Origin of the sequence: Pantoea sp. B9002 (assembly GCF_013385945.1) — a bacterium.
GTDB lineage: Bacteria > Pseudomonadota > Gammaproteobacteria > Enterobacterales > Enterobacteriaceae > Pantoea.
In genome coordinates this window covers 1-26061 of the sequence record NZ_JACAPA010000040.1, presented here as the reverse complement: position 1 = coordinate 26061, position 26061 = coordinate 1, and the positions used below count along the sequence as shown (strand labels likewise).

Annotated in this window: 21 protein-coding genes, 1 pseudogene and 1 riboswitch; of the genes and pseudogenes, 6 read left to right on the top strand and 16 right to left on the bottom strand. The window is 53.8% G+C overall.

What is annotated here, in order from left to right; all coding sequences use genetic code 11:
* Positions 1-405 precede the first annotated feature (405 nt).
* Positions 406-1995 carry a bifunctional phosphoribosylaminoimidazolecarboxamide formyltransferase/IMP cyclohydrolase gene (gene purH, locus HX773_RS19465; protein ID WP_176972895.1) on the top strand — a complete coding sequence of 530 codons (1590 nt, stop codon included), beginning with the start codon at positions 406-408 and terminating at the stop codon, positions 1993-1995.
* Between the two features lie 18 nt (positions 1996-2013).
* Positions 2014-3294 (top strand): phosphoribosylamine--glycine ligase, encoded by a 1281-nt coding sequence (gene purD, locus HX773_RS19460; RefSeq protein WP_176972894.1) that lies wholly within the window; start codon positions 2014-2016, stop codon positions 3292-3294.
* Between the two features lie 44 nt (positions 3295-3338).
* On the opposite strand, the gene HX773_RS19455 is transcribed toward purD, so the two are convergent.
* From HX773_RS19455 to nudC, 6 genes are all read right to left on the bottom strand, one after another.
* Entirely contained in the window at positions 3339-4004 is a 666-nt protein-coding gene (locus HX773_RS19455; protein WP_176972893.1) for a DUF1481 domain-containing protein, read from the bottom strand.
* 68 nt (positions 4005-4072) lie between these two features.
* Positions 4073-4345, bottom strand: coding sequence for a nucleoid-associated protein HU-alpha (gene hupA, locus HX773_RS19450; RefSeq protein ID WP_007886275.1), 273 nt, complete (start codon positions 4343-4345; stop codon positions 4073-4075).
* 188 nt (positions 4346-4533) lie between these two features.
* Positions 4534-5124, bottom strand: a complete 591-nt coding sequence (locus tag HX773_RS19445) for a YjaG family protein (RefSeq protein WP_061720552.1) — start codon at positions 5122-5124, stop codon at positions 4534-4536.
* A 62-nt stretch (positions 5125-5186) separates the two neighbouring features.
* Positions 5187-5855 carry a deoxyribonuclease V gene (gene nfi, locus HX773_RS19440; RefSeq protein ID WP_176972892.1) on the bottom strand — a complete coding sequence of 223 codons (669 nt, stop codon included), beginning with the start codon at positions 5853-5855 and terminating at the stop codon, positions 5187-5189.
* A gap of 2 nt (positions 5856-5857) precedes the next feature.
* Complete coding sequence (gene hemE / locus HX773_RS19435; RefSeq protein ID WP_008108418.1) at positions 5858-6925, bottom strand: uroporphyrinogen decarboxylase; 1068 nt, start codon at positions 6923-6925, stop codon at positions 5858-5860.
* Between the two features lie 39 nt (positions 6926-6964).
* A complete protein-coding gene (gene nudC, locus HX773_RS19430) occupies positions 6965-7738 on the bottom strand; it encodes an NAD(+) diphosphatase (RefSeq protein WP_176972891.1) in 774 nt (257 codons plus the stop codon).
* An 88-nt stretch (positions 7739-7826) separates the two neighbouring features.
* Between nudC and rsd the strand changes: the two genes are divergently transcribed.
* The 3 genes from rsd to thiE all read left to right on the top strand — a co-directional run bounded on the left by rsd (position 7827) and on the right by thiE (position 11325).
* Positions 7827-8333 carry a sigma D regulator gene (rsd, locus tag HX773_RS19425; RefSeq protein WP_176972890.1) on the top strand — a complete coding sequence of 169 codons (507 nt, stop codon included), beginning with the start codon at positions 7827-7829 and terminating at the stop codon, positions 8331-8333.
* A gap of 234 nt (positions 8334-8567) precedes the next feature.
* Positions 8568-8668: riboswitch (TPP riboswitch) on the top strand.
* 90 nt (positions 8669-8758) lie between these two features.
* Positions 8759-10681 carry a phosphomethylpyrimidine synthase ThiC gene (thiC, locus tag HX773_RS19420; RefSeq protein WP_176972889.1) on the top strand — a complete coding sequence of 641 codons (1923 nt, stop codon included), beginning with the start codon at positions 8759-8761 and terminating at the stop codon, positions 10679-10681.
* Positions 10678-11325, top strand: coding sequence for a thiamine phosphate synthase (thiE, locus tag HX773_RS19415; RefSeq protein ID WP_176972888.1), 648 nt, complete (start codon positions 10678-10680; stop codon positions 11323-11325). Before thiC ends, thiE begins: the two co-directional genes overlap by 4 nt.
* Before the next feature lie 153 nt (positions 11326-11478).
* Here the strand turns inward: thiE and HX773_RS19410 are convergent, their stop codons facing one another.
* Positions 11479-12933, bottom strand: coding sequence for a PLP-dependent aminotransferase family protein (locus tag HX773_RS19410; protein WP_176972887.1), 1455 nt, complete (start codon positions 12931-12933; stop codon positions 11479-11481).
* A gap of 175 nt (positions 12934-13108) precedes the next feature.
* Between HX773_RS19410 and HX773_RS19405 the strand changes: the two genes are divergently transcribed.
* A complete protein-coding gene (locus HX773_RS19405) occupies positions 13109-13297 on the top strand; it encodes a DUF1127 domain-containing protein (RefSeq protein ID WP_008108404.1) in 189 nt (62 codons plus the stop codon).
* Between the two features lie 66 nt (positions 13298-13363).
* Here the strand turns inward: HX773_RS19405 and rpoC are convergent, their stop codons facing one another.
* The 9 genes and pseudogenes from rpoC to tuf all read right to left on the bottom strand — a co-directional run.
* Positions 13364-17587, bottom strand: a complete 4224-nt coding sequence (gene rpoC, locus HX773_RS19400; protein WP_176972886.1) for a DNA-directed RNA polymerase subunit beta' — start codon at positions 17585-17587, stop codon at positions 13364-13366.
* 78 nt (positions 17588-17665) lie between these two features.
* On the bottom strand, positions 17666-21694 hold the full coding sequence (gene rpoB, locus HX773_RS19395) for a DNA-directed RNA polymerase subunit beta (protein WP_176972885.1): 4029 nt from the start codon (positions 21692-21694) through the stop codon (positions 17666-17668).
* 332 nt (positions 21695-22026) lie between these two features.
* The gene (gene rplL / locus HX773_RS19390) at positions 22027-22389 is read right to left on the bottom strand and encodes a 50S ribosomal protein L7/L12 (RefSeq protein ID WP_101763017.1); all 363 of its coding nucleotides are present in this window, start codon (positions 22387-22389) and stop codon (positions 22027-22029) included.
* Positions 22390-22455: 66 nt separating this feature from the next.
* Positions 22456-22953, bottom strand: coding sequence for a 50S ribosomal protein L10 (rplJ, locus tag HX773_RS19385; protein ID WP_007886294.1), 498 nt, complete (start codon positions 22951-22953; stop codon positions 22456-22458).
* Between the two features lie 349 nt (positions 22954-23302).
* The gene (gene rplA, locus HX773_RS19380) at positions 23303-24007 is read right to left on the bottom strand and encodes a 50S ribosomal protein L1 (protein ID WP_007886296.1); all 705 of its coding nucleotides are present in this window, start codon (positions 24005-24007) and stop codon (positions 23303-23305) included.
* Positions 24008-24010: 3 nt separating this feature from the next.
* Positions 24011-24439, bottom strand: coding sequence for a 50S ribosomal protein L11 (gene rplK / locus HX773_RS19375; protein ID WP_007886298.1), 429 nt, complete (start codon positions 24437-24439; stop codon positions 24011-24013).
* 148 nt (positions 24440-24587) lie between these two features.
* Positions 24588-25133 carry a transcription termination/antitermination protein NusG gene (nusG, locus tag HX773_RS19370; RefSeq protein WP_007886300.1) on the bottom strand — a complete coding sequence of 182 codons (546 nt, stop codon included), beginning with the start codon at positions 25131-25133 and terminating at the stop codon, positions 24588-24590.
* A gap of 1 nt (position 25134) precedes the next feature.
* Complete coding sequence (gene secE, locus HX773_RS19365; RefSeq protein WP_064741592.1) at positions 25135-25518, bottom strand: preprotein translocase subunit SecE; 384 nt, start codon at positions 25516-25518, stop codon at positions 25135-25137.
* Between the two features lie 227 nt (positions 25519-25745).
* Positions 25746-26061, bottom strand: a pseudogene (tuf, locus tag HX773_RS19360) (elongation factor Tu); the annotation flags it as partial.

Here is a 26061-nt window from a genome sequence, read left to right as displayed (position 1 = left end):
GGAGTCAAACACTTTTTTCAGCGTTTTCATCCGGCGGAAGTTCTTATCGAATCTTCCTCACCAACACTGCATTTCGTAAACCGTTGTGCCGTGTTGATGGATGCGCATTATAGGGAGTTGTTCTCAGCACGCAACCGCTAAATTCAATAAAAACAACCGTTCGCTGCATTCCACAGCAAAACCCCGCCTTATACGCAGTTACACACAGTGTTATCCACACTCTGCCGCACAAATGAATTTAGGCGAGCATCACGCAAACGTTTTCGCTACAATGCCCGGCGACGTCAAGGATGCCCCTTTTGGGGCGTTACATGAGGCAAGCGTTTCCTTCTATATAGAAGAGAGACACTAAGCTTGATGTAACGCTCTTTTTTACGCGAAACAAAGCCAAGGGATAAAACCACCATGCAACAACGTCGTCCTGTACGCCGCGCTCTACTCAGTGTCTCTGACAAAGCCGGTATCCTCGAATTTGCTCAGGCACTCTCCAGTCGTGGTGTTGAGCTGCTCTCCACAGGCGGTACCGCACGTCTGCTGGCAGATGCGGGCCTGCCCGTCACCGAAGTTTCTGACTACACCGGTTTCCCGGAAATGATGGATGGACGCGTCAAAACGCTGCACCCGAAAGTGCATGGCGGCATTTTGGGTCGTCGTGGTCAGGATGATGCGATCATGGCTGAACACGCCATCAACCCAATCGACATGGTGGTCGTTAATCTGTATCCCTTCGCACAAACCGTTGCCAAACCTGATTGCTCATTAGCTGACGCGGTTGAGAACATCGATATCGGTGGCCCAACCATGGTTCGCTCAGCGGCGAAGAACCACAAAGACGTGGCGATCGTAGTGAAGAGCAGCGATTACGAGGCAATCATTGCCGAGCTGGATGCCAACGAAAACTCGCTCACGCTGGAAACGCGTTTCGATCTGGCCATCAAAGCGTTCGAACACACTGCCGCCTACGACAGCATGATCGCCAACTACTTCGGTGGCCTGGTGCCGGCTTATCACAGCGACAGCAAAGAACCAGCCGGCCGCTTCCCGCGCACGTTGAACCTTAACTTCATTAAGAAGCAGGATATGCGTTACGGCGAGAACAGCCATCAGGATGCTGCCTTCTATATAGAAGAGAATGTTGCTGAAGCTTCAGTGGCCACCGCGCAGCAGGTTCAGGGCAAAGCGCTCTCTTACAACAATATCGCCGATACCGATGCCGCACTTGAATGCGTGAAAGAGTTCGACGAAGCCGCTTGTGTGATCGTCAAACACGCTAACCCATGCGGCGTGGCAGTTGGCGGTTCGATTCTTGACGCTTACGAGCGTGCCTACAAAACTGACCCGACTTCCGCTTTCGGCGGCATCATCGCCTTTAACCGCGAACTGGACGAAGCCACCGCGCAGGCGATTATCAGCCGACAGTTTGTTGAAGTGATCATCGCGCCATCCGCCAGCGAAGCGGCACTGAAAGTTACCGCGGCTAAGCAGAACGTGCGCGTTCTGGTGTGTGGTCAGTGGCAAGGTCGCGTTGCGGCGCTGGATTTCAAACGCGTAAACGGCGGTGTACTGGTTCAGGATCGCGATCTGGGCATGGTCGATGCCAGCCAGTTGCGTGTTGTCAGCAAGCGTCAGCCAACCGAGCAGGAACTGCGTGATGCGCTGTTCTGCTGGAAAGTGGCGAAGTTCGTTAAATCCAACGCCATCGTCTACGCACATGACAACATGACCATCGGCATTGGCGCCGGCCAGATGAGCCGCGTTTACTCGGCCAAAATTGCCGGTATCAAAGCAGGTGACGAAGGTCTGGAAGTGAAAGGCTCCGCGATGGCATCTGATGCCTTCTTCCCGTTCCGCGACGGTATCGACGCCGCAGCGGCTGTGGGTATCAGCTGCGTGATTCAGCCTGGCGGTTCAATCCGTGATGATGAAGTGATTGCCGCCGCTGATGAGCACGGCATCGCGATGATCTTTACCGACATGCGTCATTTCCGCCATTAATTGTTGGGAGCAGTACAGATGAAAATTTTAGTGATTGGTAATGGCGGACGTGAACACGCGCTGGCATGGAAAGCGGCACAATCGCCACTGGCGGAAACCGTATTTGTCGCGCCAGGCAATGCGGGCACCGCGCTCGAGCCAGCTCTGCAAAACGTGGCAATCAGCGCCACCGACGTTCCCGCGCTGCTGGCTTTTGCGCAGCAGGAAAAGATCGATCTGACCATCGTTGGCCCGGAAGCACCGCTGGTGATTGGCGTGGTTGATGCGTTCCGTGCTGCAGGTCTGAAGATCTTTGGCCCAACGCAAGCCGCTGCCCAGCTGGAAGGCTCAAAGGCGTTCACCAAGGATTTCCTGGCACGTCAGCAGATTCCAACCGCCGAATACCAGAACTTCACCGAAGTGGAGCCTGCGCTGGCGTATCTGCGTGAGAAAGGCGCACCGATCGTGATCAAAGCTGACGGTCTGGCTGCCGGTAAAGGCGTGATCGTGGCGATGGAACTGGCGGAAGCGGAAGCCGCTGTGCAGGATATGCTGGCTGGCAATGCGTTCGGCGATGCTGGTCACCGCATCGTCATTGAAGAGTTCCTCGATGGCGAAGAGGCCAGCTTTATCGTGATGGTCGACGGTAACAATGTGCTGCCGATGGCCACCAGCCAGGATCACAAGCGCGTCGGCGATGGCGATACCGGTCCAAACACCGGCGGCATGGGCGCGTATTCTCCAGCGCCAGTGGTAACCGATGAGATCCACCAGCGCGTGATGGATCAGATCATCTGGCCAACCGTTAACGGTATGAAAGCAGAAGGCAACATCTATACCGGCTTCCTGTATGCCGGTTTGATGATCGATAAAGCCGGTCAGCCTAAAGTGATCGAATTTAACTGCCGCTTCGGCGATCCGGAAACTCAGCCGATCATGCTGCGCCTGCAGTCGGATCTGGTGGCGCTGTGTCTGGCGGCTACCGACGGTAAACTGGATCAGCAAACCTCACAGTGGGATCCGCGTCCTTCTCTCGGCGTGGTGTTAGCGGCGGGTGGTTATCCGGGCGATTACAACACGGGCGATCAGATTCACGGTCTGCCGCTGGAAGAAGTGCCGGACGGCAAAGTGTTCCACGCTGGCACCACCATGAAAGACGATCTGGTGGTCACCAACGGTGGTCGCGTACTGTGCGTCACCGCACTGGGCGACGATGTTGCCGCTGCGCAGAAAAACGCTTATGCGCTGGCGCAGCATATCTCGTGGGATGGCAGCTTCTGCCGCCGCGATATCGGCTACCGCGCGATTAACCGCAAATAAGTATGCAAAGGGGCACAGCAAGTGCCCCTTCTCTTATCCGCCTGTCAGAAATCACTCTCTTTTGGCTGCCAGCTGCATTCGTCATCCGGCGTAGCACGCAGCAGTTGCACACCTTCCGGCGCTTCCAGCCACGACACCATCAATGGCGCAGCCTGGCTCTGCTGCTGGCGACCTAGCGTATACAGCGTGTCGCGATCAAAGGCCGCATTCACCAGCGTGTCATCGCACTCACGCACCTGATTGCCGCCCAGCCAATGGCCCTGACGCAGTAATACGCGGCCTTCCAGCAACGCATTGCTCTGATCCAGCATGCGCTGCGCATCGAAGCGATACAGCTCAACGCTATCAGCGCTAACCGCTTCGCGTCGTCCCGCCAGCTGGCGCTGCATGAAATTGAGATTGCCCTGATGATCGAAGCGTAAGGTGACATCATCCGGCTGTGCACCGGCGACACGTCGTTCGACGCTAATCAGCTTCTGCTGCTGCCAGTTGTAATCAGTGGTTTCCATCGCATCGCCATTAAAGGGCGTGAAGACCGTACGCAGATGAACCACTTGATGGTCGCTATTCTTGCGCCAGATGCGCACGGTACCGCGGTCGGCCAGATAGCCGCTCGCCGTAAAGGCAGGAAGATCAGGAGTGGAGCTACAGCCCGTGAGCAGCGCACCGAATAACAGGGCGCAAACGCGCTGAGGAATTGAATTCAGCATGGCAGGTCCCGGCAACAAAAAGGGGCGCTAACGCCCCCTCTTTTAAAGCTAAACCGCAATGCGGAAACTTACTTAACAGCGTCTTTCAGAGCTTTGCCTGAAACGAACGCTGGCACGTTAGCCGCTGCAATTTTGATCTCTTTGCCAGTCTGCGGGTTGCGACCGGTACGCTCAGCGCGGTGGTTCACTTTAAAAGTACCAAAACCAACCAGTTGTACAGCATCACCTTCTTTCAGAGACTCAGTGATCGCAGCCAGGGTAGATTCCAGCGCAGTCTTAGCCTGGGTTTTAGACAGGTCAGCTTTCTCTGCGATCACATCAATCAGTTGAGTCTTGTTCATAAGTTATCCTTAAAGTGTATTTATCGCTTGCTAAGCAACGAGTGCGAGGGAAAAGCCATTCTCAGGCCTTGTTCAGCCGGCACGCACCGATAGCCACAATTTTCAGCCCCCCAAATGTAGACCAGACAGGGGGCCGATGTGAAGCCTCCAGGCGCGGTAATTCGGGCCTGAAGTCACGTTTTCTTGCCTTATTGCTGAAAAAGTATACCGATGTTACTGATTCCCGCTTCGCGCAGGTCTGCACGCAGGCCTTTAATCAATTCCAGGTCGCGCTCCTCGCACTCTGACAGCAGGCGGAAAATCTCCCACTGCAGGTCCCATTCATCGATGACAGCCTGATTTCCGCGCAGCTCTTCGTCGGTCATTTCGCGACCGGCTTGCGTCATTTCCAGAATCGCCACGGTGGTGATCGATGTGCGGCTGACTTCAACGGCGTGCTCCAGCGTTTCACCGCTGAGCTGTGCATGCAGCAGTTCACTTAATGCAACGCAGGCATCAATCGCCGGATGTACACCGTAAACCTCAAAATCGTCACCATCAGGGATCGCCGCTTCAAATTTCTCCAGCTGACCGTCGAAATTGATTTTGGCATCTTTAACCGTCAGGCTTTCCCAGATGAGATCGAGGATGCGGCGATAGAGTTGCGGATCGGCGAATTCGGTCTGCTGACAGAAAGCCCAATAGTTGGGGAACATACGCTCGCAAAGGCAGGCCATGAAAGTCATATGCTGCCAGCTTTCAAGCTTCGCCAGACGCAAATGGACGGGATTCTGTAACATCAAACTTACTCTCAATAGGTTAGCTGGCGGCAGTGTACCGCAAAAGCCGGGCACAAACAGCGTTAAGGCGTGTTTTGCCAGCGCAGAAAGGCCGGGCGTCCGGAGGCGACAGCATCCGCCCAACGCGTCGGTTCAGGCAAACGGTAGCCTGCGGTACAGGCTTCCACCCAATGCAAGGCGCTATCCATGCTGACGCGATGCCCGGTCGAGATAAACAGCGGATTACAGCGCGCTTTACTGCGCCATACCCAGCCAATCTGTTCACCTTTGTCGAGCAGCGGCTGACGACTGCCTGGCTCGGCGTCCAGCTCAGCAAAACGTCCGCACAACCGCTTCTTCGCCACGCCAATGGTGGGCACATCCACCAGCGAACCGAAATGCGCCGCCACGCCAAGCCGACGGGGATGGGAAATACCATGACCATCCACAAACAGCAGATCGGGCAACTGGGAGAGCTGCTGCCAGGCTTCCAGCAGCGCTGGCATTTCGCGGAAGGATAAGAAGCCCGGAATATAGGGCATGGTGGTGGCTACGCGTGCAATGCGATGTTCCACCATCTTTAAGGATGGATACTCGAGGATGACCAGAGCCGCACGCGTGATCTCGCCACCCTGTTCAAATCCCACGTCGGCACCACCAATAAAGCGCGGCGGCAGCACGTCGAAATCATCCTGCCGCACCACATCAGCAGCGCGCTGTAACTGTTCCTGACGAAGTGCGGCTAAATCCACTATCAGCCCTGATGATACGGACGTGACAGACGATGCACCGCTTCAACAAACGCGCCGGCATGCTCAGGTGGCACATCTGGATGGATGCCGTGGCCCAGGTTAAACACGTGGCCTTCGCCCGCGCCAAAACCTTCGAGAATCCCGGCCACTTCCTGCTCGATGCGCGCAGGCGGTGCATACAGCATGGAAGGATCCATGTTGCCCTGCAGCGCCACTTTGTCACCCACGCGACGACGCGCATCGGCGATATCGGTGGTCCAGTCGAGTCCCAGCGCATCACAGCCGGTCGCGGCTATCGCTTCCAGCCATTGGCCGCCGCCTTTGGTGAACAGCGTAATAGGAACGCGGCGACCTTCGTTCTCGTGCAGCACGCTATCGACGATTTTGTGCATGTAATAGAGCGAGAACTCGCGATAGTCGCGGCCAGTCAGCACGCCGCCCCATGTGTCGAACACCATGATCGACTGCGCGCCAGCTTTGATCTGCGCATTCAGGTAAAGAATCACGCTGTCGGCCAGCTTATCCAGCAGCTTGTGCAGGGTTTGCGGCTCGGCGTACATCATCTTCTTAATTTTGGTGAACGCTTTGCTGCTGCCGCCTTCAACCATGTAGGTTGCCAGCGTCCACGGGCTGCCAGAGAAACCGATCAGCGGCACTTCGCCTTTCAGGTTGTGACGAATGGTACGCACCGCGTTCATCACATAACCGAGTTCTTGCTCTGGATCCGGCACCGGCAGCTTGTCGACATCCGCACGGCAGGTGATTGGATTGGAGAAGCGCGGGCCTTCGCCGGTCTCAAAGTAGAGCCCAAGTCCCATCGCATCTGGAATGGTGAGGATATCGCTGAAGAGGATTGCCGCATCCAGCGCATAGCGACGCAGCGGTTGCAGCGTGACTTCACACGCCAGCTCAGCATTCTTACACAGCGACATAAAATCACCGGCTTCAGCGCGCGTGGCTTTGTACTCCGGCAAATAGCGCCCGGCTTGTCGCATCATCCATACCGGCGTGACATCTACCGGCTGACGTAACAGGGCGCGCAGATAACGATCGTTCTTCAGTTCACTCATAATGGGCTCTCTCATGCTAAGGCCGGCAGTGTAGCATTTTCACGCCGCGCTGGCGCGACACAGGGCAACGGTATCTTCAATCAGGCGACGCGCCACCGTACCAGGCGGCGGCAACAGCGGCAGATCGTCATAGCGATACCAACCGGCATCCAGCAGCTCTTTGCCGTCGTGTTGCAGATCGCCGCCGTCATATTCCGCCATATACGCCATCATCAGAGAGTGCGGGAACGGCCACGGCTGCGAGGTAACGTAACGCACGTTTTTTACCCGCACATTGCTCTCCTCCATTACTTCCCGCGCAACCGCTTGTTCTAAGGTTTCGCCCACTTCGACGAAGCCCGCCAGCACGGTGTAGATGTTGTTACGGTGGCGCGCATGATTGGCGAGCAGGATCTCATCGCCACGGCGGATAGCCACGATGATGCACGGCGCAATTTGCGGGTAATAGCGCTCGCGGCAGTGATTGCACAAACAAGCGAACTCGCGTTTGCTGATGTGCATCTCATGGCCGCAATAGCCGCACCAGCGATGCGAGCGGTAAAACTCCGCCAGCTGCACGCCACGTCCGGCGATTTGGAACAGGCCGACATCCTCATCAATCAGTTGGCGCACGGAGCCCATGCTATCCGGACGCGATTCGCGTACCAGCCAGACATTCTCGCCCTGCCACTCGCCGATCAAAATCGCGTTGCTGCCGTTGAGGCCAAAATCGGTGGCTAAGCCATGCGGCAATTCGCCCTGCGGCAACCAAAGTTTTTGCTCATGGCTGACAACCCACCATCCAGCGTCTAAGCTTGAGATCTCACGTTGCATCTTAATCGTTGTCCTTAGCGTCAAATCGCACGCTGAAATCCTAATATTAAGTTTGTAATAAACAACTATAACCTACCTGGAGCCCCATATGCTTAACCAGTTAGAGAACCTGACAGAGCGTGTTGGCGGCGGAAATGAATTGGTTGATTCATGGCTGCGCGCCCGTCGACAGCTGCTCGTCACTTACTACGAGCTTATTGGCATGAAGCCACAAAAAGATGCGTTATCCACGCTGGATGAACAGGCGCTGGATGCATTTTGTCACAACCTGGTGGATTACCTGTCTACTGGCCATTTCAGCGTGTATGAACACATCATTAGTGAGATGCAGGGTGATAGCCCATTAATCGTGGCCGCGCAGATTTATCCGGCACTTGAGGCGAATACCGACCGCATCATGCAGCTCTACGACAGCCATCTGCAGCAAGCGATTAACGATGATAATTGCGTGGATTTTCAAACCGCACTCTCCGAAGTCGGCGAAGTGCTGGAATCGCGCTTTACGCTGGAAGATAAGCTGGTGCAGCTCGCCTGGGACAACCAGCTGGCGCGTCCGCCGGTTGCCAACGACAGTATCATCGCCCGCCCGGCTTAACATCCCGAAGATGTAAAAAACTTGTTATTCAAGAAAAGCCCTCTTATGCTGAACGGGCTTTTTTTAATGCCTCTTCCTGAACCTGAAGAGTCAAATTTTGCGATATAAGCGTAGCGTGCGCAGCGAGTTCACGCTCGGACAGCGCGCAGGGACCGGAGCGTACACGTAGTACGTGACGGTCACGAGCACTGCCCGGGCGTGACATAGCAAGCAAAGTAGCTTATATCGTAAAACACCAACTTGTCGGAGTGCCCTTCGGGGCTGAGACCGTTAATTCGGGATCCGCGGAACCTGATCAGGTTAGTACCTGCGAAGGGAACAAGAGTAGACATTATCAGCACGGTGCATGTTGGCGCCCGGCACCGTACCTGTTACTCCTTCCGAACTCTGGACAAGCAACTTCCAACCTTTACCGGAAACTTGCTATGTCTGCTAAAACTTCTCGTCGTGAACAACGCGCTCAGGCGCAAGAATTTATCGATTCCCTGCAGGGAACCGCTTTCCCCAACTCCAAACGTATCTGGATCACCGGCAGCCGCGCGGATATTCGCGTGCCGATGCGTGAGATACAGCTCAGTCCGACACACATTGGCGGCAGCAAAGAGAATCCGCGCTATGAGCCGAATGAAGCGGTGCCGGTTTACGACACCGCCGGTGCTTATGGCGATCCTCAAGCCACTATTGATGTGCATCAGGGGCTCGCAAGACTGCGCGCCAACTGGATCGAAGAACGCGGTGACAGCGAAACCATCCACCAGCTGAGTTCCAGTTACACTCAGCAGCGTCTGGCGGATGAAGGCCTCGACCATCTGCGTTTTGAGCATCTGCCGCAACCGCGCCGTGCCAAAGCGGGTCACCGGGTTACTCAACTGCACTATGCGCGGCAGGGCATCATCACGCCGGAGATGGAGTTTATTGCGCTGCGTGAAAACATGGGCCGCGAGCGTATTCGCGGTGAAGTGCTGCTACAGCAGCATCCGGGCCACAGTTTTGGCGCTAACTTGCCGGAAAATATCACCGCGGAATTTGTCCGTCAGGAAGTCGCCAGCGGCCGCGCCATCATCCCCTCTAACATCAACCATCCCGAATCCGAACCGATGATTATCGGCCGCAACTTCCTGGTGAAGGTGAATGCCAACATTGGCAACTCTGCGGTGAGCTCATCAATTGAAGAGGAAGTGGAGAAGCTGGTGTGGTCAACGCGCTGGGGCGCAGACACCGTGATGGATCTCTCTACTGGCCGCTACATCCATGAAACGCGTGAGTGGATTTTGCGTAACAGCCCGGTGCCGATTGGTACGGTGCCGATTTATCAGGCGTTGGAGAAAGTGAACGGCATTGCAGAAGATCTCAACTGGGAGATTTTCCGCGACACGCTTCTGGAGCAGGCGGAACAAGGCGTTGACTACTTCACCATTCACGCCGGCGTGCTGCTGCGCTATGTGCCGATGACGGCCAAACGCCTGACCGGCATTGTGTCGCGCGGCGGCTCGATTATGGCGAAATGGTGCCTGTCCCATCACACCGAAAGCTTCCTCTATCTGCACTTCCGCGAGATTTGTGAAATTTGTGCCGCCTACGATGTGGCGCTGTCGCTCGGCGACGGCCTGCGTCCCGGTTCGATTCAGGATGCCAACGATGAGGCGCAATTTGCTGAACTGCATACGCTGGGCGAACTGACCAAAATCGCCTGGGAATACGATGTGCAGGTGATGATTGAAGGTCCGGGCCATGTGCCGATGCAGATGATTCGTCGCAATATGACCGAACAGCTTGAGCACTGTCACGAAGCCCCGTTTTACACGCTTGGCCCGCTCACCACCGATATCGCGCCCGGCTATGACCATTTCACTTCCGGCATCGGCGCGGCCATGATTGGCTGGTTCGGCTGCGCCATGCTGTGTTACGTGACGCCGAAAGAGCACCTCGGTTTGCCGAATAAAGAGGATGTGAAGCAAGGGCTGATCACTTACAAGATCGCCGCACACGCAGCGGATCTGGCGAAAGGTCATCCCGGCGCACAGATCCGCGACAATGCGATGTCGAAAGCGCGTTTTGAATTCCGCTGGGAAGATCAGTTCAATCTGGCGCTCGATCCACACACCGCACGCGCCTATCACGATGAAACCCTGCCGCAGGAATCGGGAAAAGTGGCGCACTTCTGCTCGATGTGCGGCCCGAAATTCTGCTCGATGAAAATTACGCAGGAAGTGCGTGAGTTTGCCGCCCGCCAACAGGCTGAAGCTCAGCCGATTGAGATGGGTATGGCGCAAATGTCGGACGCCTTTCGCAATCGTGGCGGCGAGATCTATCACGCTGCCGATACCCTTAAAGAGGAAAATGTATGACCAACGCCTTTCCTGCCACGGCCCCAAAACTGGGGCTGTATCCGGTTGTTGATAGCGTGGAATGGATCGCGCGCTTGCTGGAAGCCGGTGTGCGCACCATACAGCTGCGCATCAAAGATTGTGAAGATCATGAGGTGGAAGATGCGGTGCGCGAGGCAATTGCACTCGGCAAACAGTATCGCGCTCGCCTGTTTATCAATGATTACTGGCGCTTAGCCATTAAATATCACGCTTATGGCGTGCACCTCGGCCAGGAAGATCTCGATGTGGCCGATCTGGCGGCCATTCGTGAGGCAGGATTGCGTCTGGGTTTATCGACGCATGACGATGCCGAGCTGGATCGGGCTTTGGCACTGCGCCCTTCTTACATTGCGCTTGGCCACATCTATCCTACGCAAACCAAAGACATGCCTTCTGCGCCGCAGGGCGTGGTGGAGTTGAAACGCCACCTGACGCGTTTGCAGGATGTGCCAACCGTGGCGATTGGCGGTATTTCACTGGCGCGCGTGCCGGAAGTGCTGGCTACCGGCGTGGGCAGCATTGCAGTGGTGAGCGCGATAACTCAAGCCGCCGACTGGCGCGCAGCCACGCAGCAGTTGCTGTCACTGGTGGAAAATGGAATCGAACCTGCAGAAGCAATGTAATGCGTGGTAAGTGAGGATGAAACGCTGGAATCTGCCGCGCAGCAGCGTGATGTAGGGGCTGGCGTCATTTCCTGACAAGTCTAAAGTGTGCCTGCCCGCTGTCGCTTGCAGCGGGCCAGGGCTGGTCTTAACCTCTCCCAGCCCTGCCTTTCTTCACATAGTCAGGGAGGAGGTATGCACGGTTTCTATATTGCAAGCCAGCATGGCACGTTCTACCGCTGCACCGAGTTGGGCTATCGCCTGCTCTGTATGCTCATTCATTGGCAAACCGTAATTCAGGCGCAAGCAGTTGCGATACTTACCCGAGGCCGAAAACAGCGAGCCCACTGCAACCTGCATGTTCAGCTCACGCAATTCGGTATTGAGCCTGACTGCATCAAACGCCTCTGGCAATTCAATCCACATCAGGAAACTGCCCTGCGGACGCGACACACAAATTCCGCACGGGAAGTAGTGACGTACCCAGCAACTAAAGGTTTCGTAGTTGCGTTGATACACCTGACGCATGCGGCGCAAATGCGGCAGATAATGACCAAGGCGAATAAACTCGGCTACCGCATGCTGCGGCTGTGTGGCCGTCGAGCCGGTGCTGATGTATTTCATGTGCAGCACGCGATCGCGATAGCGTCCCGGCGCCACCCAACCAACACGCAGCCCCGGTGCCAGCGTCTTGGAGAACGAACTGCACAGCAATACGCGGCCATCGTGATCCAGCGACTTGATAGTAACTGGACGCGGATACTCCCACGCCAGCTCACCGTACACATCGTCCTCAATAATCGCGGCATCGAAACGCTGCGCCAGCGTCACCAGCGCACGTTTGCGAGATTCCGGCATGATAAAGCCCAGCGGATTATTGCAGTTTGGCACCACCACCACCGCTTTGATCGGCCACTGTTCGAACGCAAGTTCCAGCGCTTCCAGGCTGATGCCGGTGACCGAATCGGTGGGAATCTCAATGGCGCGAATGCCGAAGCCACGCAGAGTTTGCATGGTGCCGTGGAAAGTCGGCGACTCCACCGCAATGATGTCACCGGCCTGACATATCGCACGAATCGAAATCGACAACGCTTCATGGCAGCCGGTGGTGATCACGATATCGTCTGCCGTGAGCTGACAACCGCTGTCGATCGTCAGGCGAGCAATCTGTTCGCGCAGTGCCGCGACGCCCAGCAAACTGTCATAGTTGAGCTGATCAATATCCTGCTTCTGCGCCATACGGCTCTGAATTTTCCACAGCGGTTTCAACGTGGGCTGGGTCAGATCAGGCATACCGCTGCCGAGTTGCAACACATCGCTATTAGTTCGGCTGCTGAGCAACTCCAGCACAGATTCCCATTGCGTGATTTCCACCGGACGCTGTGCAGGTCGGGTGATGGCCGGCATCGGCGGCGTCGCTTTGCGTGTTGCAACGAAATATCCGGAACGTGGCTGCGGCACGATCAGCTGCTTCTCTTCCAGCAGATGATATGCCTGCTGAACGGTGCTGATACTCACGCCGTGTTCCAGGCTAAGCGTGCGTACCGACGGCAAGCGCTCGCCGCTGCGGTACAGCCCTTGCTCGATACGATCCGAAAGCAAACATGCTAAATGTTGGTAGCGCGTCATCGTATGCCTCACTCGGCCATTAATTATAATAAACCAGTACAGATAGCCTTCATTATTACCATTCAGATCCACCACAACGCAATCTGTATGTTAAAGATAAGTGATTTTTGCGTCTGTATCATAATACGCAGGAATTAGACAATGCATCTCAGGCAACCTACTGAGGGCAAGGATTATGGAATTCGATCAAAACCGCGCGGCTAAACCATTTGACGTCACTTTACTGGATATCTTCCGCGGCGCAGTGCGTATGGTTAAACACTGGAAAGCACGACGTGAAACTCACCGCATTCTGTCAAAACTGAGTGATAACCAGCTCCGCGACATCGGACTGACCCGCGAAGATGTCTGCCGCAAGTTCTGACAAAATGAAGACGAAAAAAAACCCTGCCGAGGCAGGGTTTTTTATTGGTCAGCTTTAGCAGACGAATTACTCGTCGTCGCTTCCGCCCAGACCGGCGTTCAGCAATTCAGCCAGGCTCGCAGAGGCTTCATCCGCAGTGACCTGCGGTGCAACCGGTGCTTCGCCCGCAGAGCGGCGACGCATACGATCCTGGTGATAAGCATAACCGGTACCGGCTGGGATCAGACGACCCACGATGACGTTCTCTTTCAGGCCGCGCAGTTCATCACGCTTACCTGCAACTGCTGCTTCGGTCAGGACACGCGTGGTCTCCTGGAACGATGCTGCAGAGATGAACGATTCGGTTGCCAGTGACGCTTTGGTGATACCCAGCAGATCGCGCATGAATGTTGCGCCGATTTTGCCATTCGCTTCAAGTTCACGGTTAGAGATCTTGATGCGAGAGTATTCAGCCTGCTCACCTTCCAGGAAGTCGGTGCTTCCCACGCTCGAGATGGTTGCTTTACGCAGCATCTGACGAACGATGACTTCGATGTGTTTATCGTTAATCTTAACGCCTTGCAGACGGTAAACTTCCTGCACTTCGTTAGTGATGTAACGGGTCACAGCATGGACGCCACGCAGACGCAGGATGTCGTGCGGAGACTCTGGGCCGTCAGATACGACGTCACCACGTTCTACGCGCTCACCTTCGAATACGTTAAGCTGACGCCATTTTGGAATCATCTCTTCGTACGGATCGCTACCATCAACCGGCGTAATCACCAGACGACGTTTACCTTTGGTCTCTTTACCGAAGGAGATGATACCGCTGATCTCCGCCAGGATTGCTGGCTCTTTCGGACGACGCGCTTCGAACAAGTCAGCAACGCGCGGCAGACCACCGGTAATATCCTTGGTACCGCCAGATTCCTGCGGAACACGCGACAGCGTGTCACCGGCACTGATCTTAACGCCATCTTCCAACTGAACAATTGCTTTGCCCGGCAGGAAGTACTGTGCTGGCATGTCGGTACCTGGAATCAGAACATCATTTCCGTTGGCATCGATAATTTTCAGCGCAGGACGCAGATCTTTACCACCCGCAGTACGTTCTGCAGAATCCAGAACCACCAGCGATGACAGACCGGTTAAGTCGTCAGTCTGACGCGTAATGGTCTGACCGTCGATCATGTCAGTGAAGCGAATGAAACCGCCCACTTCGGTGATGACCGGCATGGTATGTGGATCCCAGTTTGCTACGGTCTCGCCCGCGGCAACCTGCTCGCCATCACCTTTAGCCATAACCGCACCGTAAGGTACTTTATAGCTCTCTTTGGTACGACCGAACTCGTCGATCATTTTCAGCTCAACGTTACGTGAAACGATAACCAGTTTCCCTGAGGAGTTGGTTACTGACTTCGCGTTGGTCAGCTTGATAGTACCTTTGTTCTTCACCTGGATGCTGGATTCAGCAGCCGCACGAGATGCCGCACCACCGATGTGGAACGTACGCATCGTCAGCTGTGTACCCGGCTCACCGATGGACTGTGCTGCGATAACACCGATGGCCTCACCTTTGTTGATGATGTGACCACGTGCCAGATCGCGACCGTAGCAGTGTGCACACACACCGAAGTCGGTTTCACAGCCAACAACCGAGCGCACTTTGATCGCATCGACTGAATTCAGTTCGATCACATCACACCAGTGCTCATCGATCAGGGTGTTACGCGGGATCAGGATGTCCGCAGTGCCCGGCTTCAGAACGTCTTCAGCCGTTACACGACCCAGTACACGTTCACGCAGCGGCTCTTTAACGTCGCCACCTTCGATGACCGGAGTCATCATGATGCCTTCGAACGTGCCGCAGTCATCTTCGGTAACAACCAGATCCTGCGCTACATCTACCAGACGACGCGTCAGATAACCGGAGTTAGCGGTTTTCAGTGCGGTATCCGCAAGACCTTTACGCGCACCGTGCGTGGAGATGAAGTACTGGAGTACGTTCAGACCTTCACGGAAGTTCGCGGTGATCGGCGTTTCGATGATTGAGCCATCTGGCTTAGCCATCAGACCACGCATACCGGCCAGCTGACGAATCTGTGCAGCAGAACCACGCGCACCGGAGTCGGCCATCATGTAGATGCTGTTGAACGATACCTGCTGCTCTTCTTCGCCATGACGGTTGATCACGGTTTCAGTTTGCAGGTTATCCATCATCGCTTTGGAAACGCGTTCGTTAGCGGCGGCCCAAATATCGATAACTTTGTTGTAACGTTCGCCAGCAGTTACCAGACCAGACTGGAACTGTTCCTGAATCTCAGCAACTTCCGCTTCCGCTTCGGCTACGATTTCCGCTTTCTTCGCTGGGATTACCATGTCGTCGATACCTACAGAGGCACCTGAACGGGCTGCGTAAGCAAAACCGGTGTACATGGTTTGGTCAGCAAAGATAACGGTCGGCTTCAGGCCCAGGATGCGGTAACAGGTGTTCAGCATCTTGGAAATCGCTTTCTTACCCAACGCCTGGTTGACGATGGAGTAAGGCAGGCCTTTCGGAACGATCATCCACAGAATCGAACGACCAATGGTGGTGTCGATAATGCTGGTTTTCGCAACGAACTCTTCCTGCTCGTTCTTGGTATATTCAGTGATACGCACTTTAACGCGTGCATGCAGCTCGGCCAGGCCAGCGCGGTAAACACGCTCAGCTTCTTTCGGGCCAGTCAGCACCATGCCTTCGCCTTTGGCGTTCACTTTGTCGCGGGTCATGTAGTACAGACCCAGAACAACGTCCTGTGAAGGAACGATGATTGGCTCGCCGTTCGCTGGTGACAGAATGTTGTTGGTCGACATCATCAGCGCACGCGCTTCCAGCTGGGCTTCCAGCGTCAGCGGTACGTGAACAGCCATCTGGTCACCATCGAAGTCGGCGTTATATGCCGCACAAACCAGCGGGTGCAGCTGGATCGCTTTACCTTCGATCAGAACCGGTTCAAACGCCTGGATACCCAAACGGTGCAGAGTTGGTGCACGGTTCAGCAGTACCGGGTGTTCGCGGATCACTTCGTCCAGGATATCCCAAACGACAGCTTCTTCGCGCTCAACCATTTTCTTAGCGGCTTTGATGGTGGTGGCCAGGCCACGCAGTTCCAGCTTGCCGTAGATGAACGGTTTGAACAGCTCAAGAGCCATTTTCTTCGGCAGACCGCACTGATGCAGACGCAGGTATGGACCAACGGTGATAACTGAACGGCCAGAGTAGTCAACACGTTTACCCAACAGGTTCTGACGGAAACGACCCTGTTTACCTTTGATCATGTCTGCCAGAGATTTCAGCGGACGCTTGTTCGAGCCAGTGATGGCGCGACCGCGACGGCCGTTATCCAGCAGTGCATCAACCGCTTCCTGCAGCATACGTTTTTCGTTACGTACGATGATATCTGGCGCAGCCAGATCCAGCAGGCGTTTCAGACGGTTGTTACGGTTGATCACGCGACGATACAGATCGTTCAGATCCGACGTAGCGAAACGACCACCGTCCAGCGGTACCAGCGGACGCAGATCTGGCGGCAGAACCGGCAGAACGGTCAGGATCATCCACTCTGGCTTGTTACCAGACTGAACGAACGCTTCCAGCAGCTTGATACGCTTGGTCAGCTTTTTACGTTTGGTCTCGGAGTTGGTCTCGTTCAGCTCTTCACGCAGCTGCTCGCACTCTTGCTCCAGATCCATGTTTTTCAGCAGCGCCTGGATAGCTTCCGCACCCATCTTCGCGTCGAATTCGTCACCGAACTCTTCCAGCGCGTCAAGGTACTGCTCTTCCGTCAGAATCTGGCGTTTCTCCAGATTGGTCATGCCGCCTTCGATAACCACATAAGATTCGAAGTACAGCACGCGCTCGATATCACGCAGTGGCATATCCAGCAGCAAGCCGATACGCGAAGGCAGTGATTTCAGGAACCAAATGTGCGCAGTCGGTGAAGCCAGCTCAATGTGGCCCATGCGCTCACGACGTACTTTGGTCTGTGTAACTTCAACGCCACACTTCTCACAGATCACGCCGCGATGTTTTAAACGCTTGTACTTACCGCACAGGCATTCGTAATCTTTTACCGGTCCGAAAATACGGGCACAGAAAAGACCGTCACGCTCAGGCTTAAAGGTACGGTAGTTAATGGTTTCCGGCTTTTTAACTTCACCAAAAGACCATGAACGGATCATGTCTGGCGAGGCCAGAGCAATTTTGATCGCATCAAACTCTTCGGTCTTAGTTTGCGCTTTCAGAAACTTAAGTAAGTCTTTCACGGATTAGCTCCCGTCGGAGTGGAACTCTCAGGGACGCGCACCCGAAGTGCACGTCCCGTAACCAGTACTTGCGAGTACTTACTCGTCTTCCAGCTCGATGTTGATACCCAGCGAGCGAATCTCTTTCAACAGTACGTTGAAGGATTCCGGCATGCCCGGTTCCATCTGATGGTTACCGTCGACGATGTTTTTATACATCTTCGTACGGCCGTTAACGTCATCAGATTTAACGGTAAGCATTTCCTGCAGGGTATACGCGGCACCGTATGCTTCCAGTGCCCACACTTCCATCTCACCGAAGCGCTGTCCACCGAACTGCGCTTTACCACCCAGCGGCTGCTGAGTAACCAAGCTGTAAGAACCGGTAGAACGTGCGTGCATCTTGTCGTCGACCAGGTGGTTCAGTTTCAGCATGTACATGTAACCTACGGTTACCTGACGCTCAAACTGCTCACCGGTACGGCCGTCGAACAGGGTGATCTGACCGGAAGAAGGCAATCCGCCGAGCTGCAGCAGCTCTTTGATTTCGCTCTCTTTCGCACCGTCAAACACCGGAGTCGCGATTGGCATACCCTTTTTCAGGTTCTCTGCCAGACGCAGTACTTCGTCATCTGTAAAGGTGTTCAGGTCAACTTTCTGACGCACATCAGTGCCCAGATCGTAAGCACGCTGGATGAACTCACGCAGTTTGGAGACTTCTTCCTGCTTCTTCAGCATCGCATTGATTTTTTCACCAATGCCTTTCGCCGCCATACCGAGGTGAGTTTCCAGGATCTGACCGATGTTCATACGCGATGGTACGCCCAGCGGGTTCAGTACGATGTCGACCGGCGTACCGTTCTCATCGTAAGGCATGTCTTCGATAGGGTTGATCTTAGAGATAACACCCTTGTTACCGTGACGACCTGCCATCTTGTCACCAGGCTGGATCTGACGTTTAACCGCCAGATACACCTTAACGATTTTCAGCACGCCTGGTGCCAGATCATCGCCTTGGGTGATCTTGCGACGCTTAGCTTCAAGTTTCTTCTCAAACTCGTGCTTCAGTTCGTCGTACTGCTCAGCCAGCTGCTCCAGAGAGTTCTGCTTCTCTTCGTCAGTCAGGCCCAGCTCCAGCCAGCGCTCACGTGGCAGTTTGTCCAGCTTCTCAGCTTCAACACCACCAGAGATCAGTACTGCCTGGATACGACCAAACAGGCCAGCTTCGAAGATCTGCAGTTCTTCAGACAGGTCTTTCTTAACCTGCTTCAGCTGCATCTCTTCGATTTCCAGCGCGCGCTTGTCTTTTTCCACGCCATCGCGGGTGAAGACCTGCACGTCGATAACAGTACCGGATACGCCGTTCGGAACGCGCAGTGACGAATCTTTCACGTCAGAGGCTTTTTCACCGAAGATCGCACGCAGCAGTTTCTCTTCTGGCGTCAGCTGGGTTTCACCTTTCGGCGTTACCTTACCAACCAGAATGTCGCCACCGGTCACTTCCGCACCGATATACACAATGCCGGATTCATCCAGTTTAGAAAGCGCAGCTTCACCCACGTTCGGGATATCAGCGGTGATCTCTTCTGGCCCCAGCTTGGTGTCGCGAGACACACATGCCAGTTCCTGGATGTGGATAGTGGTGAAACGGTCTTCCTGAACCACACGCTCGGATACGAGGATGGAGTCTTCGAAGTTGTAACCGTTCCATGGCATGAACGCCACGCGCATGTTCTGACCCAGCGCCAGTTCACCGAGGTCGGTAGACGGGCCATCTGCCAGCACGTCGCCACGCTCAATCGGCTCACCCAGATTGACACACGGCATCTGGTTGATGCAGGTGTTCTGGTTAGAACGGGTGTACTTGGTCAGGTTGTAGATGTCGATACCCGCTTCGCCCGGATACATCTCTTCTTCGTTAACTTTGATAACGATACGAGAAGCATCTACGTACTGAACGGTACCACCACGTTTCGCGACGGCAGTTACACCGGAGTCAACCGCTACTGCACGTTCCATACCGGTACCAACCAGCGGCTTATCAGCGCGCAGAGTTGGAACCGCCTGACGTTGCATGTTCGCACCCATCAAGGCGCGGTTAGCATCATCGTGCTCCAGGAACGGAATCAGTGACGCACCGACAGAAACCACCTGTTGGGTGGAAACGTCCATGTAGTCAACCTGATCGCGGCTGAACAGGCTTGACTCACCCTTGCTACGGCAGGTGACGAGATCGTCAACAAAGCTGCCATCTTCAGCGAGGTTGGTGTTCGCCTGAGCGATAACGTAGTTACCCTCTTCAATTGCAGAGAGGTAATGAATTTCATCACCCACTTTACCGTCAACAACGCGACGATACGGGGTTTCAAGGAAACCGTATTCGTTAGTCTGCGCGTAAACAGAGAGTGAGTTGATCAGACCGATGTTCGGGCCTTCCGGGGTTTCGATAGGACATACACGACCGTAGTGGGTTGGGTGTACGTCACGTACTTCGAAGCCGGCGCGCTCACGGGTCAGACCGCCTGGGCCCAGAGCAGAGATACGACGTTTGTGCGTAATCTCAGACAACGGGTTGTTCTGATCCATAAACTGGGACAGCTGGCTTGAACCGAAGAACTCTTTCACCGCCGCCGAAATCGGCTTAGCGTTGATCATGTCCTGAGGCATCAGCGTATCGAGGTCGCCCAGAGACAGACGCTCTTTAACTGCACGTTCAACACGTACCAGACCCACACGGAACTGGTTTTCTGCCATTTCGCCAACAGAACGAATACGACGGTTACCGAGGTGATCGATATCATCCACTTCACCGATACCGTTACGGATACCGATAAGCTTTTTCATCACTTCGATGATGTCGTCTTTGCTCAGGATACCTGAACCTTCGATCTCATCACGCAGCAGAGAACGGTTGAACTTCATGCGGCCAACCGCAGAAAGATCGTAACGATCTTCAGAGAAGAACAGGTTCTCGAACAGGTTTTCAGCGGCTTCACGCGTTGGTGGCTCACCAGGACGCATCATGCGGTAGATCTCAACCAGCGCGCTTAAGCGATCGTTGGTTGGGTCGACACGCAGGGTCTCGGAGATGTACGCACCGTGATCCAGGTCGTTGGTGAACAGCGTTTCAATGCGCTTGTGGCCTGACTGGCTCAGTTTCGCCAGCAGATCCAGTGACAATTCCATGTTCGCAGGAACGATCAGCTCGCCGGTGTTCAGATCGACGTAGTCTTTAGCAACCACTTTGCCAGCAATATATTCAACTGGCACTTCGATGTGCTGAATGTTGTCTTTTTCCAGCTGACGGATGTGGCGCGCAGTGATGCGACGACCTTTCTCAACGTAGACCGTGCCGTTTGCTTCGATATCGAAGGAGGCGGTTTCACCACGCAGGCGCTCAGGCACCAGTTCCATCTGCAGTTTGTTATCGCGGATTTCATAAACGACTTTATCAAAGAACAGATCAAGGATTTGTTCTGAGGTGAAGTTTAACGCGCGCAGAATGATACTGGCCGGCAGCTTACGACGACGGTCAATACGGACGAAGAGGTTGTCTTTCGGGTCAAACTCGAAGTCGAGCCATGAACCGCGGTAAGGGATGATACGTGCGTTATACAGCACTTTACCGGAAGAGTGCGTTTTACCCTTATCGCTGTCGAAGAACACGCCAGGACTACGGTGCAGCTGAGAAACGATAACACGCTCAGTACCATTGATAACAAAGGTACCGTTGTCCGTCATGAGTGGAATCTCACCCATGTAGACTTCTTGTTCTTTAATGTCTTTTACGGTGCCTTCCGGCGCTTCGCGCTCGTAGATCACCAGACGCAGTTTCACGCGCAGCGGTGCCGAATAGGTCACGCCACGGATCTGACATTCAGTTACGTCAAAGACAGGCTCACCCAAACGGTAGCTGACATACTGCAACTCAGAGTTGCCGCTGTAGCTTGAGATTGGGAATACGGAGCGGAAGGCTGCTTCCAGACCGTACTGGCCTTCTGGATCTTGCTCGATGAACTTCTGGAACGAGTCAAGCTGGATAGAAAGGAGATAAGGTATGTCCAAAACTTGTGGACGTTTACCAAAATCCTTACGAATACGTTTTTTCTCGGTATAGGAGTAAACCATGGGGTTCCTCAGCTAGCTGACATGTCGAACCACGCTGTCCGTCCTGAAAAGGACAGTTCATGCAACACTATTTTTTGTTTTTCATGCGATGCGTAGCACCCCATGCAATACATCTTTCTATCACTCTTAAATCATTTCATCGCCGTTGTTCAGGCAGGGAACCTTCGCAGGAGAGCGATATATTAAGGCGTCGATAGAAAAAGATATTGAAGAGGAATGACGGACAAACAGTGCGAAACGCCATCATTCCCCTGTAGCGCAAAAAGGCTGGTGACCTAAACAGTCACCAGCCATCAGCCTAATGTTACTCAGGCTGCAACCCGAAGGTTGTCTTACTTAACTTCAACTTCAGCGCCAGCTTCTTTCAGAGCAGCTTCAAGAGCGGCTGCGTCATCTTTGCTGATGCCTTCTTTGATAGTACCAGTAGCTTCAACCAGGTCTTTAGCTTCTTTCAAGCCCAGGCCAGTTGCAGTACGTACTGCTTTGATTACTGCGACTTTATTAGCGCCAACAGCTTTCAGAATTACGTCGAATTCAGTTTTCTCTTCAACAGCTTCAGCTGGGCCAGCAGCAACAGCTACAGCGGCAGCAGCAGAAACGCCGAATTTTTCTTCCATAGCAGAAACCAGCTCAACTACTTCCATTACGGACATAGCGGCAACAGCTTCCAGAATTTGGTCTTTAGTGATAGACATATCGATTGTTCCTAAAAATCAGAAAAAGTTTATACGGTAGCAAGCACGAAGGAAAAGAATTTGGCCTTAAGCCGCTTCTTTTGCATCGCGCACAGCAGCCAGAGTACGGACCAGTTTGCCAGCAGCGGCTTCTTTCATGGTCGACATCAGACGTGCCAGTGCTTCTTCGTAAGTCGGCAGAGTTGCCAGACGGTCAATATTGGCCGCCGTGATCAGCTCACCTTCAAAGGCTGCAGCTTTGACCTCAAATTTTGCATTCGCTTTCGCGAAATCTTTGAACAGACGAGCAGCAGCGCCCGGGTGTTCCAAAGAGTATGCAATCAGGGTCGGACCAACAAACGTGTCTTTCAGGCACTCGAAAGGAGTACCTTCAACGACGCGGCGCAGCAGGGTGTTACGAACAACACGCATGTAAACGCCAGCTTCACGACCTGCTTTACGCAGTTCGGTCATTTTATCAACGGTCACGCCACGGGAATCCGCAACAACCGCTGAAAGCGCGCCTTTGGCTACTTCGCTAACTTCAGCAACAATCGCTTGTTTGCCTTGAAGATTTAATGCCATTAGCTTTTGCTCCTGGATTGACCGGGAATAATTTCCCGGAACTCACTTCACTTATTCACCCGAAGGCGATAAGCGCTATTACACGGTGAGCAGAATCCAGCGAAGAAATAATTCTTTTTGGTTCTGTCACCGTCTACGCAGGATATTAAGCAAGATATTCGAAAATATTCTGCTCCTGCGGTCTCGGACGGAGGCCAGGATAAGGCCTGGCTCCAACCTAAGCGACTGAACAACTAAGTGTTTAGACTTTGTCACTCACTCGCTTTGAATCTGGGTTCTGAATTGCGTAAACAACCAGAACAACGGGCGTAAGATTCTAGATGAATTTTTCGCCCGTTACAAGCAGCAATTAGTTTGCTGATGCACTCAGACCAGCCTGGTCAACGGCAACGCCGGCGCCCATGGTGGTAGAGATGCTGACTTTCTTGATGTACACGCCTTTCGCCTGCGATGGTTTAGCTTTTTTCAGCGCAACCAGCAGAGATTCCAGGTTTTCTTTCAATTTGTCAGTGTCAAAATCCACTTTACCGATGGTGGTGTGGATGATGCCGTTTTTGTCGTTACGATAACGAACCTGACCTGCTTTAGCATTTTTAACTGCTTCAGCAACGTTAGGCGTTACAGTACCAACTTTCGGGTTTGGCATCAGACCGCGTGGGCCCAGAACCTGGCCCAACTGGCCAACAACGCGCATTGCATCTGGAGATGCGATAACAACGTCAAAGTTCATTTCGCCTTTTTTGATCTGCTCAGCCAGGTCTTCCATACCAACCAGCTCTGCGCCAGCTGCTTTAGCAGCTTCAGCGTTTGCACCTTGGGTGAAGACGGCAACACGTACTGAACGACCAGTACCGTGTGGCAGAACGGTCGCGCCGCGCACGTTCTGATCAGATTTACGTGCATCGATGCCGAGGTTAACAGCAACGTCAACGCTTTCAACGAACTTGGCAGTAGCCAGTTCTTTCAGCAGAGCAACAGCTTCGTTGATGTCGTACTGCTTAGTAGCATCAACTTTGTCACGGATTACGCTCATGCGCTTGGTCAGCTTAGCCATTTCTTAATCCTCTACTACCAGGCCCATGGAACGAGCAGTACCTTCGATAGAGCGAGTCATCGCTTCTACGTCAGAACCAGTCATGTCCGCAGCTTTAGTTTCTGCGATTTCACGTACCTGAGCACGGGAAACTTTACCGACTTTGTCTTTGTTCGGCTTACCAGAACCAGACTTGATGCCCGCTGCTTTTTTCAGCAGTACGGCAGCCGGAGGCGTTTTGGTAACGAAGGTGAAAGAACGGTCACTGTATACGGTGATAACAACAGGAGTAGGCAGGCCTTTCTCCAGGGATTCAGTCTTAGCGTTGAACGCTTTGCAGAATTCCATGATGTTAACACCCTGCTGACCCAGTGCTGGACCAACAGGTGGACTTGGGTTAGCCATACCAGCTGCAACTTGCAACTTAACGTAGGCTTGTACTTTCTTGGCCATGATAATTCCTCAATTGGGTTATAGCGCCTGAAAAACAGGCTCCCCGTGATAACGATTTATATGCCGTTGCCGGCACATAAAAACAAAAGGCGCGAAATTATAGGTAAATTTCGCGCCTTCTGCAAGAGCTAAAAAGTGAACAAAAGGGTTAACCTTTCTCCACCTGAGCGAAGTCGAGTTCCACTGGCGTTGCACGACCAAAGATGGAAACAGACACTTTCAAGCGGCTCTTCTCGTAGTCCACTTCTTCGACCACGCCGTTGAAGTCGGCAAACGGGCCGTCGCTGACGCGTACCATCTCGCCTGGCTCGAACAGCGTTTTTGGACGCGGCTTATCACCCACCTGCTGCAGGCGGTTCATAATCGCATCAACTTCTTTATCACTGATTGGCGCAGGACGGTCAGAAGTACCACCGATAAAGCCCATTACACGCGGTACACTGCGCACTAAGTGCCAGCTGGCGTCATTCATTACCATCTGAACCAATACGTAGCCAGGGAAGAATTTACGTTCGCTTTTGCGACGCTGTCCGCCACGGATTTCGACGACTTCTTCTGTCGGCACCATGACTTCGCCAAAAAGCTCTTCCATGTTGTGCAGTTTGATATGCTCGTGCAGCGATTTCGCTACGCGGGCTTCAAAACCGGAGAACGCCTGAACGACGTACCAGCGTTTTTTTGGAGCTTCAGACATCTCAGAACCTCAGGCCAGTGATAAACGATACCAGACGGACCAGAATACCATCCAGCCCCCACAAAATCAGTGACATCACGGCAGTTACCGCGGCAACGATTAACGTGGTGTGCAATGTTTCCTGGCGAGTCGGCCAAATGACCTTACGCATTTCGGTTTTAGCTTCACGAGCAAATGCCACAGTCGCTTTGCCTTTGATTGTCAGCAAAGCAATGCCGCCTGCTGCAGCGATCAGCACAACCACAGCCAGCGCGCGCAGCGGCAGTGTTACATCGCGATAGATATAGTTGCCGACGATTGCTACCAGGAGCAATGCGATCACAACTACCCATTTCATCGCTTCAAGGCCGCGCCCGCTTCCTTGAGCTTCGGTATTCGCACTCATAAACCAACCTGCCACAATAATTCAGAAACTATACTGCCCCGCAGTGCGAGGCATCCAAACCGAATGAGCTTTTGAGCGTAACTCGGTATCCAACGCCGTGAAACAGAGCCTGTCTCAGCAATGATTATGATGCAAAATCACTGATGAGCCAGGTTCTATACAACAGCGTGCAAAAAGGGCATCAAATGATGCCCTTTCCTTGTGCATTGCGTCAAATCTTATCGCAATTAAGCGATAATTGTAGCAACAACACCCGCACCAACGGTACGGCCGCCTTCACGGATAGCGAAGCGCAAGCCCTCATCCATCGCGATTGGGTGGATCAGCTCAACGGTCATCTGAACGTTGTCGCCTGGCATTACCATCTCAACGCCATCTGGCAGCTCAACGTTGCCGGTCACGTCAGTTGTACGGAAGTAGAACTGTGGACGATAGCCTTTGAAGAACGGAGTATGACGGCCGCCTTCATCTTTAGACAGAACGTAAACTTCCGAAGTGAACTTGGTATGCGGCTTGATTGAAGCCGGCTTAGCCAGAACCTGG

Coding starts and splice junctions, on each gene's coding strand:
- rplK (WP_007886298.1), bottom strand. CDS start 24,439: ATGGCCAAGAAAGTACAAGCCTACGTTAAGTTGCAAGTTGCAGCTGGT.
- HX773_RS19445 (WP_061720552.1), bottom strand. CDS start 5,124: ATGTTACAGAATCCCGTCCATTTGCGTCTGGCGAAGCTTGAAAGCTGG.
- rplA (WP_007886296.1), bottom strand. CDS start 24,007: ATGGCTAAGCTGACCAAGCGCATGAGCGTAATCCGTGACAAAGTTGAT.
- purH (WP_176972895.1), top strand. CDS start 406: ATGCAACAACGTCGTCCTGTACGCCGCGCTCTACTCAGTGTCTCTGAC.
- rplJ (WP_007886294.1), bottom strand. CDS start 22,953: ATGGCATTAAATCTTCAAGGCAAACAAGCGATTGTTGCTGAAGTTAGC.
- nudC (WP_176972891.1), bottom strand. CDS start 7,738: ATGCAACGTGAGATCTCAAGCTTAGACGCTGGATGGTGGGTTGTCAGC.
- thiC (WP_176972889.1), top strand. CDS start 8,759: ATGTCTGCTAAAACTTCTCGTCGTGAACAACGCGCTCAGGCGCAAGAA.
- rpoB (WP_176972885.1), bottom strand. CDS start 21,694: ATGGTTTACTCCTATACCGAGAAAAAACGTATTCGTAAGGATTTTGGT.
- HX773_RS19410 (WP_176972887.1), bottom strand. CDS start 12,933: ATGACGCGCTACCAACATTTAGCATGTTTGCTTTCGGATCGTATCGAG.
- secE (WP_064741592.1), bottom strand. CDS start 25,518: ATGAGTGCGAATACCGAAGCTCAAGGAAGCGGGCGCGGCCTTGAAGCG.
- hemE (WP_008108418.1), bottom strand. CDS start 6,925: ATGAGTGAACTGAAGAACGATCGTTATCTGCGCGCCCTGTTACGTCAG.
- HX773_RS19455 (WP_176972893.1), bottom strand. CDS start 4,004: ATGCTGAATTCAATTCCTCAGCGCGTTTGCGCCCTGTTATTCGGTGCG.
- HX773_RS19405 (WP_008108404.1), top strand. CDS start 13,109: ATGGAATTCGATCAAAACCGCGCGGCTAAACCATTTGACGTCACTTTA.
- hupA (WP_007886275.1), bottom strand. CDS start 4,345: ATGAACAAGACTCAACTGATTGATGTGATCGCAGAGAAAGCTGACCTG.
- nusG (WP_007886300.1), bottom strand. CDS start 25,133: ATGTCTGAAGCTCCAAAAAAACGCTGGTACGTCGTTCAGGCGTTCTCC.
- purD (WP_176972894.1), top strand. CDS start 2,014: ATGAAAATTTTAGTGATTGGTAATGGCGGACGTGAACACGCGCTGGCA.
- rsd (WP_176972890.1), top strand. CDS start 7,827: ATGCTTAACCAGTTAGAGAACCTGACAGAGCGTGTTGGCGGCGGAAAT.
- rplL (WP_101763017.1), bottom strand. CDS start 22,389: ATGTCTATCACTAAAGACCAAATTCTGGAAGCTGTTGCCGCTATGTCC.
- thiE (WP_176972888.1), top strand. CDS start 10,678: ATGACCAACGCCTTTCCTGCCACGGCCCCAAAACTGGGGCTGTATCCG.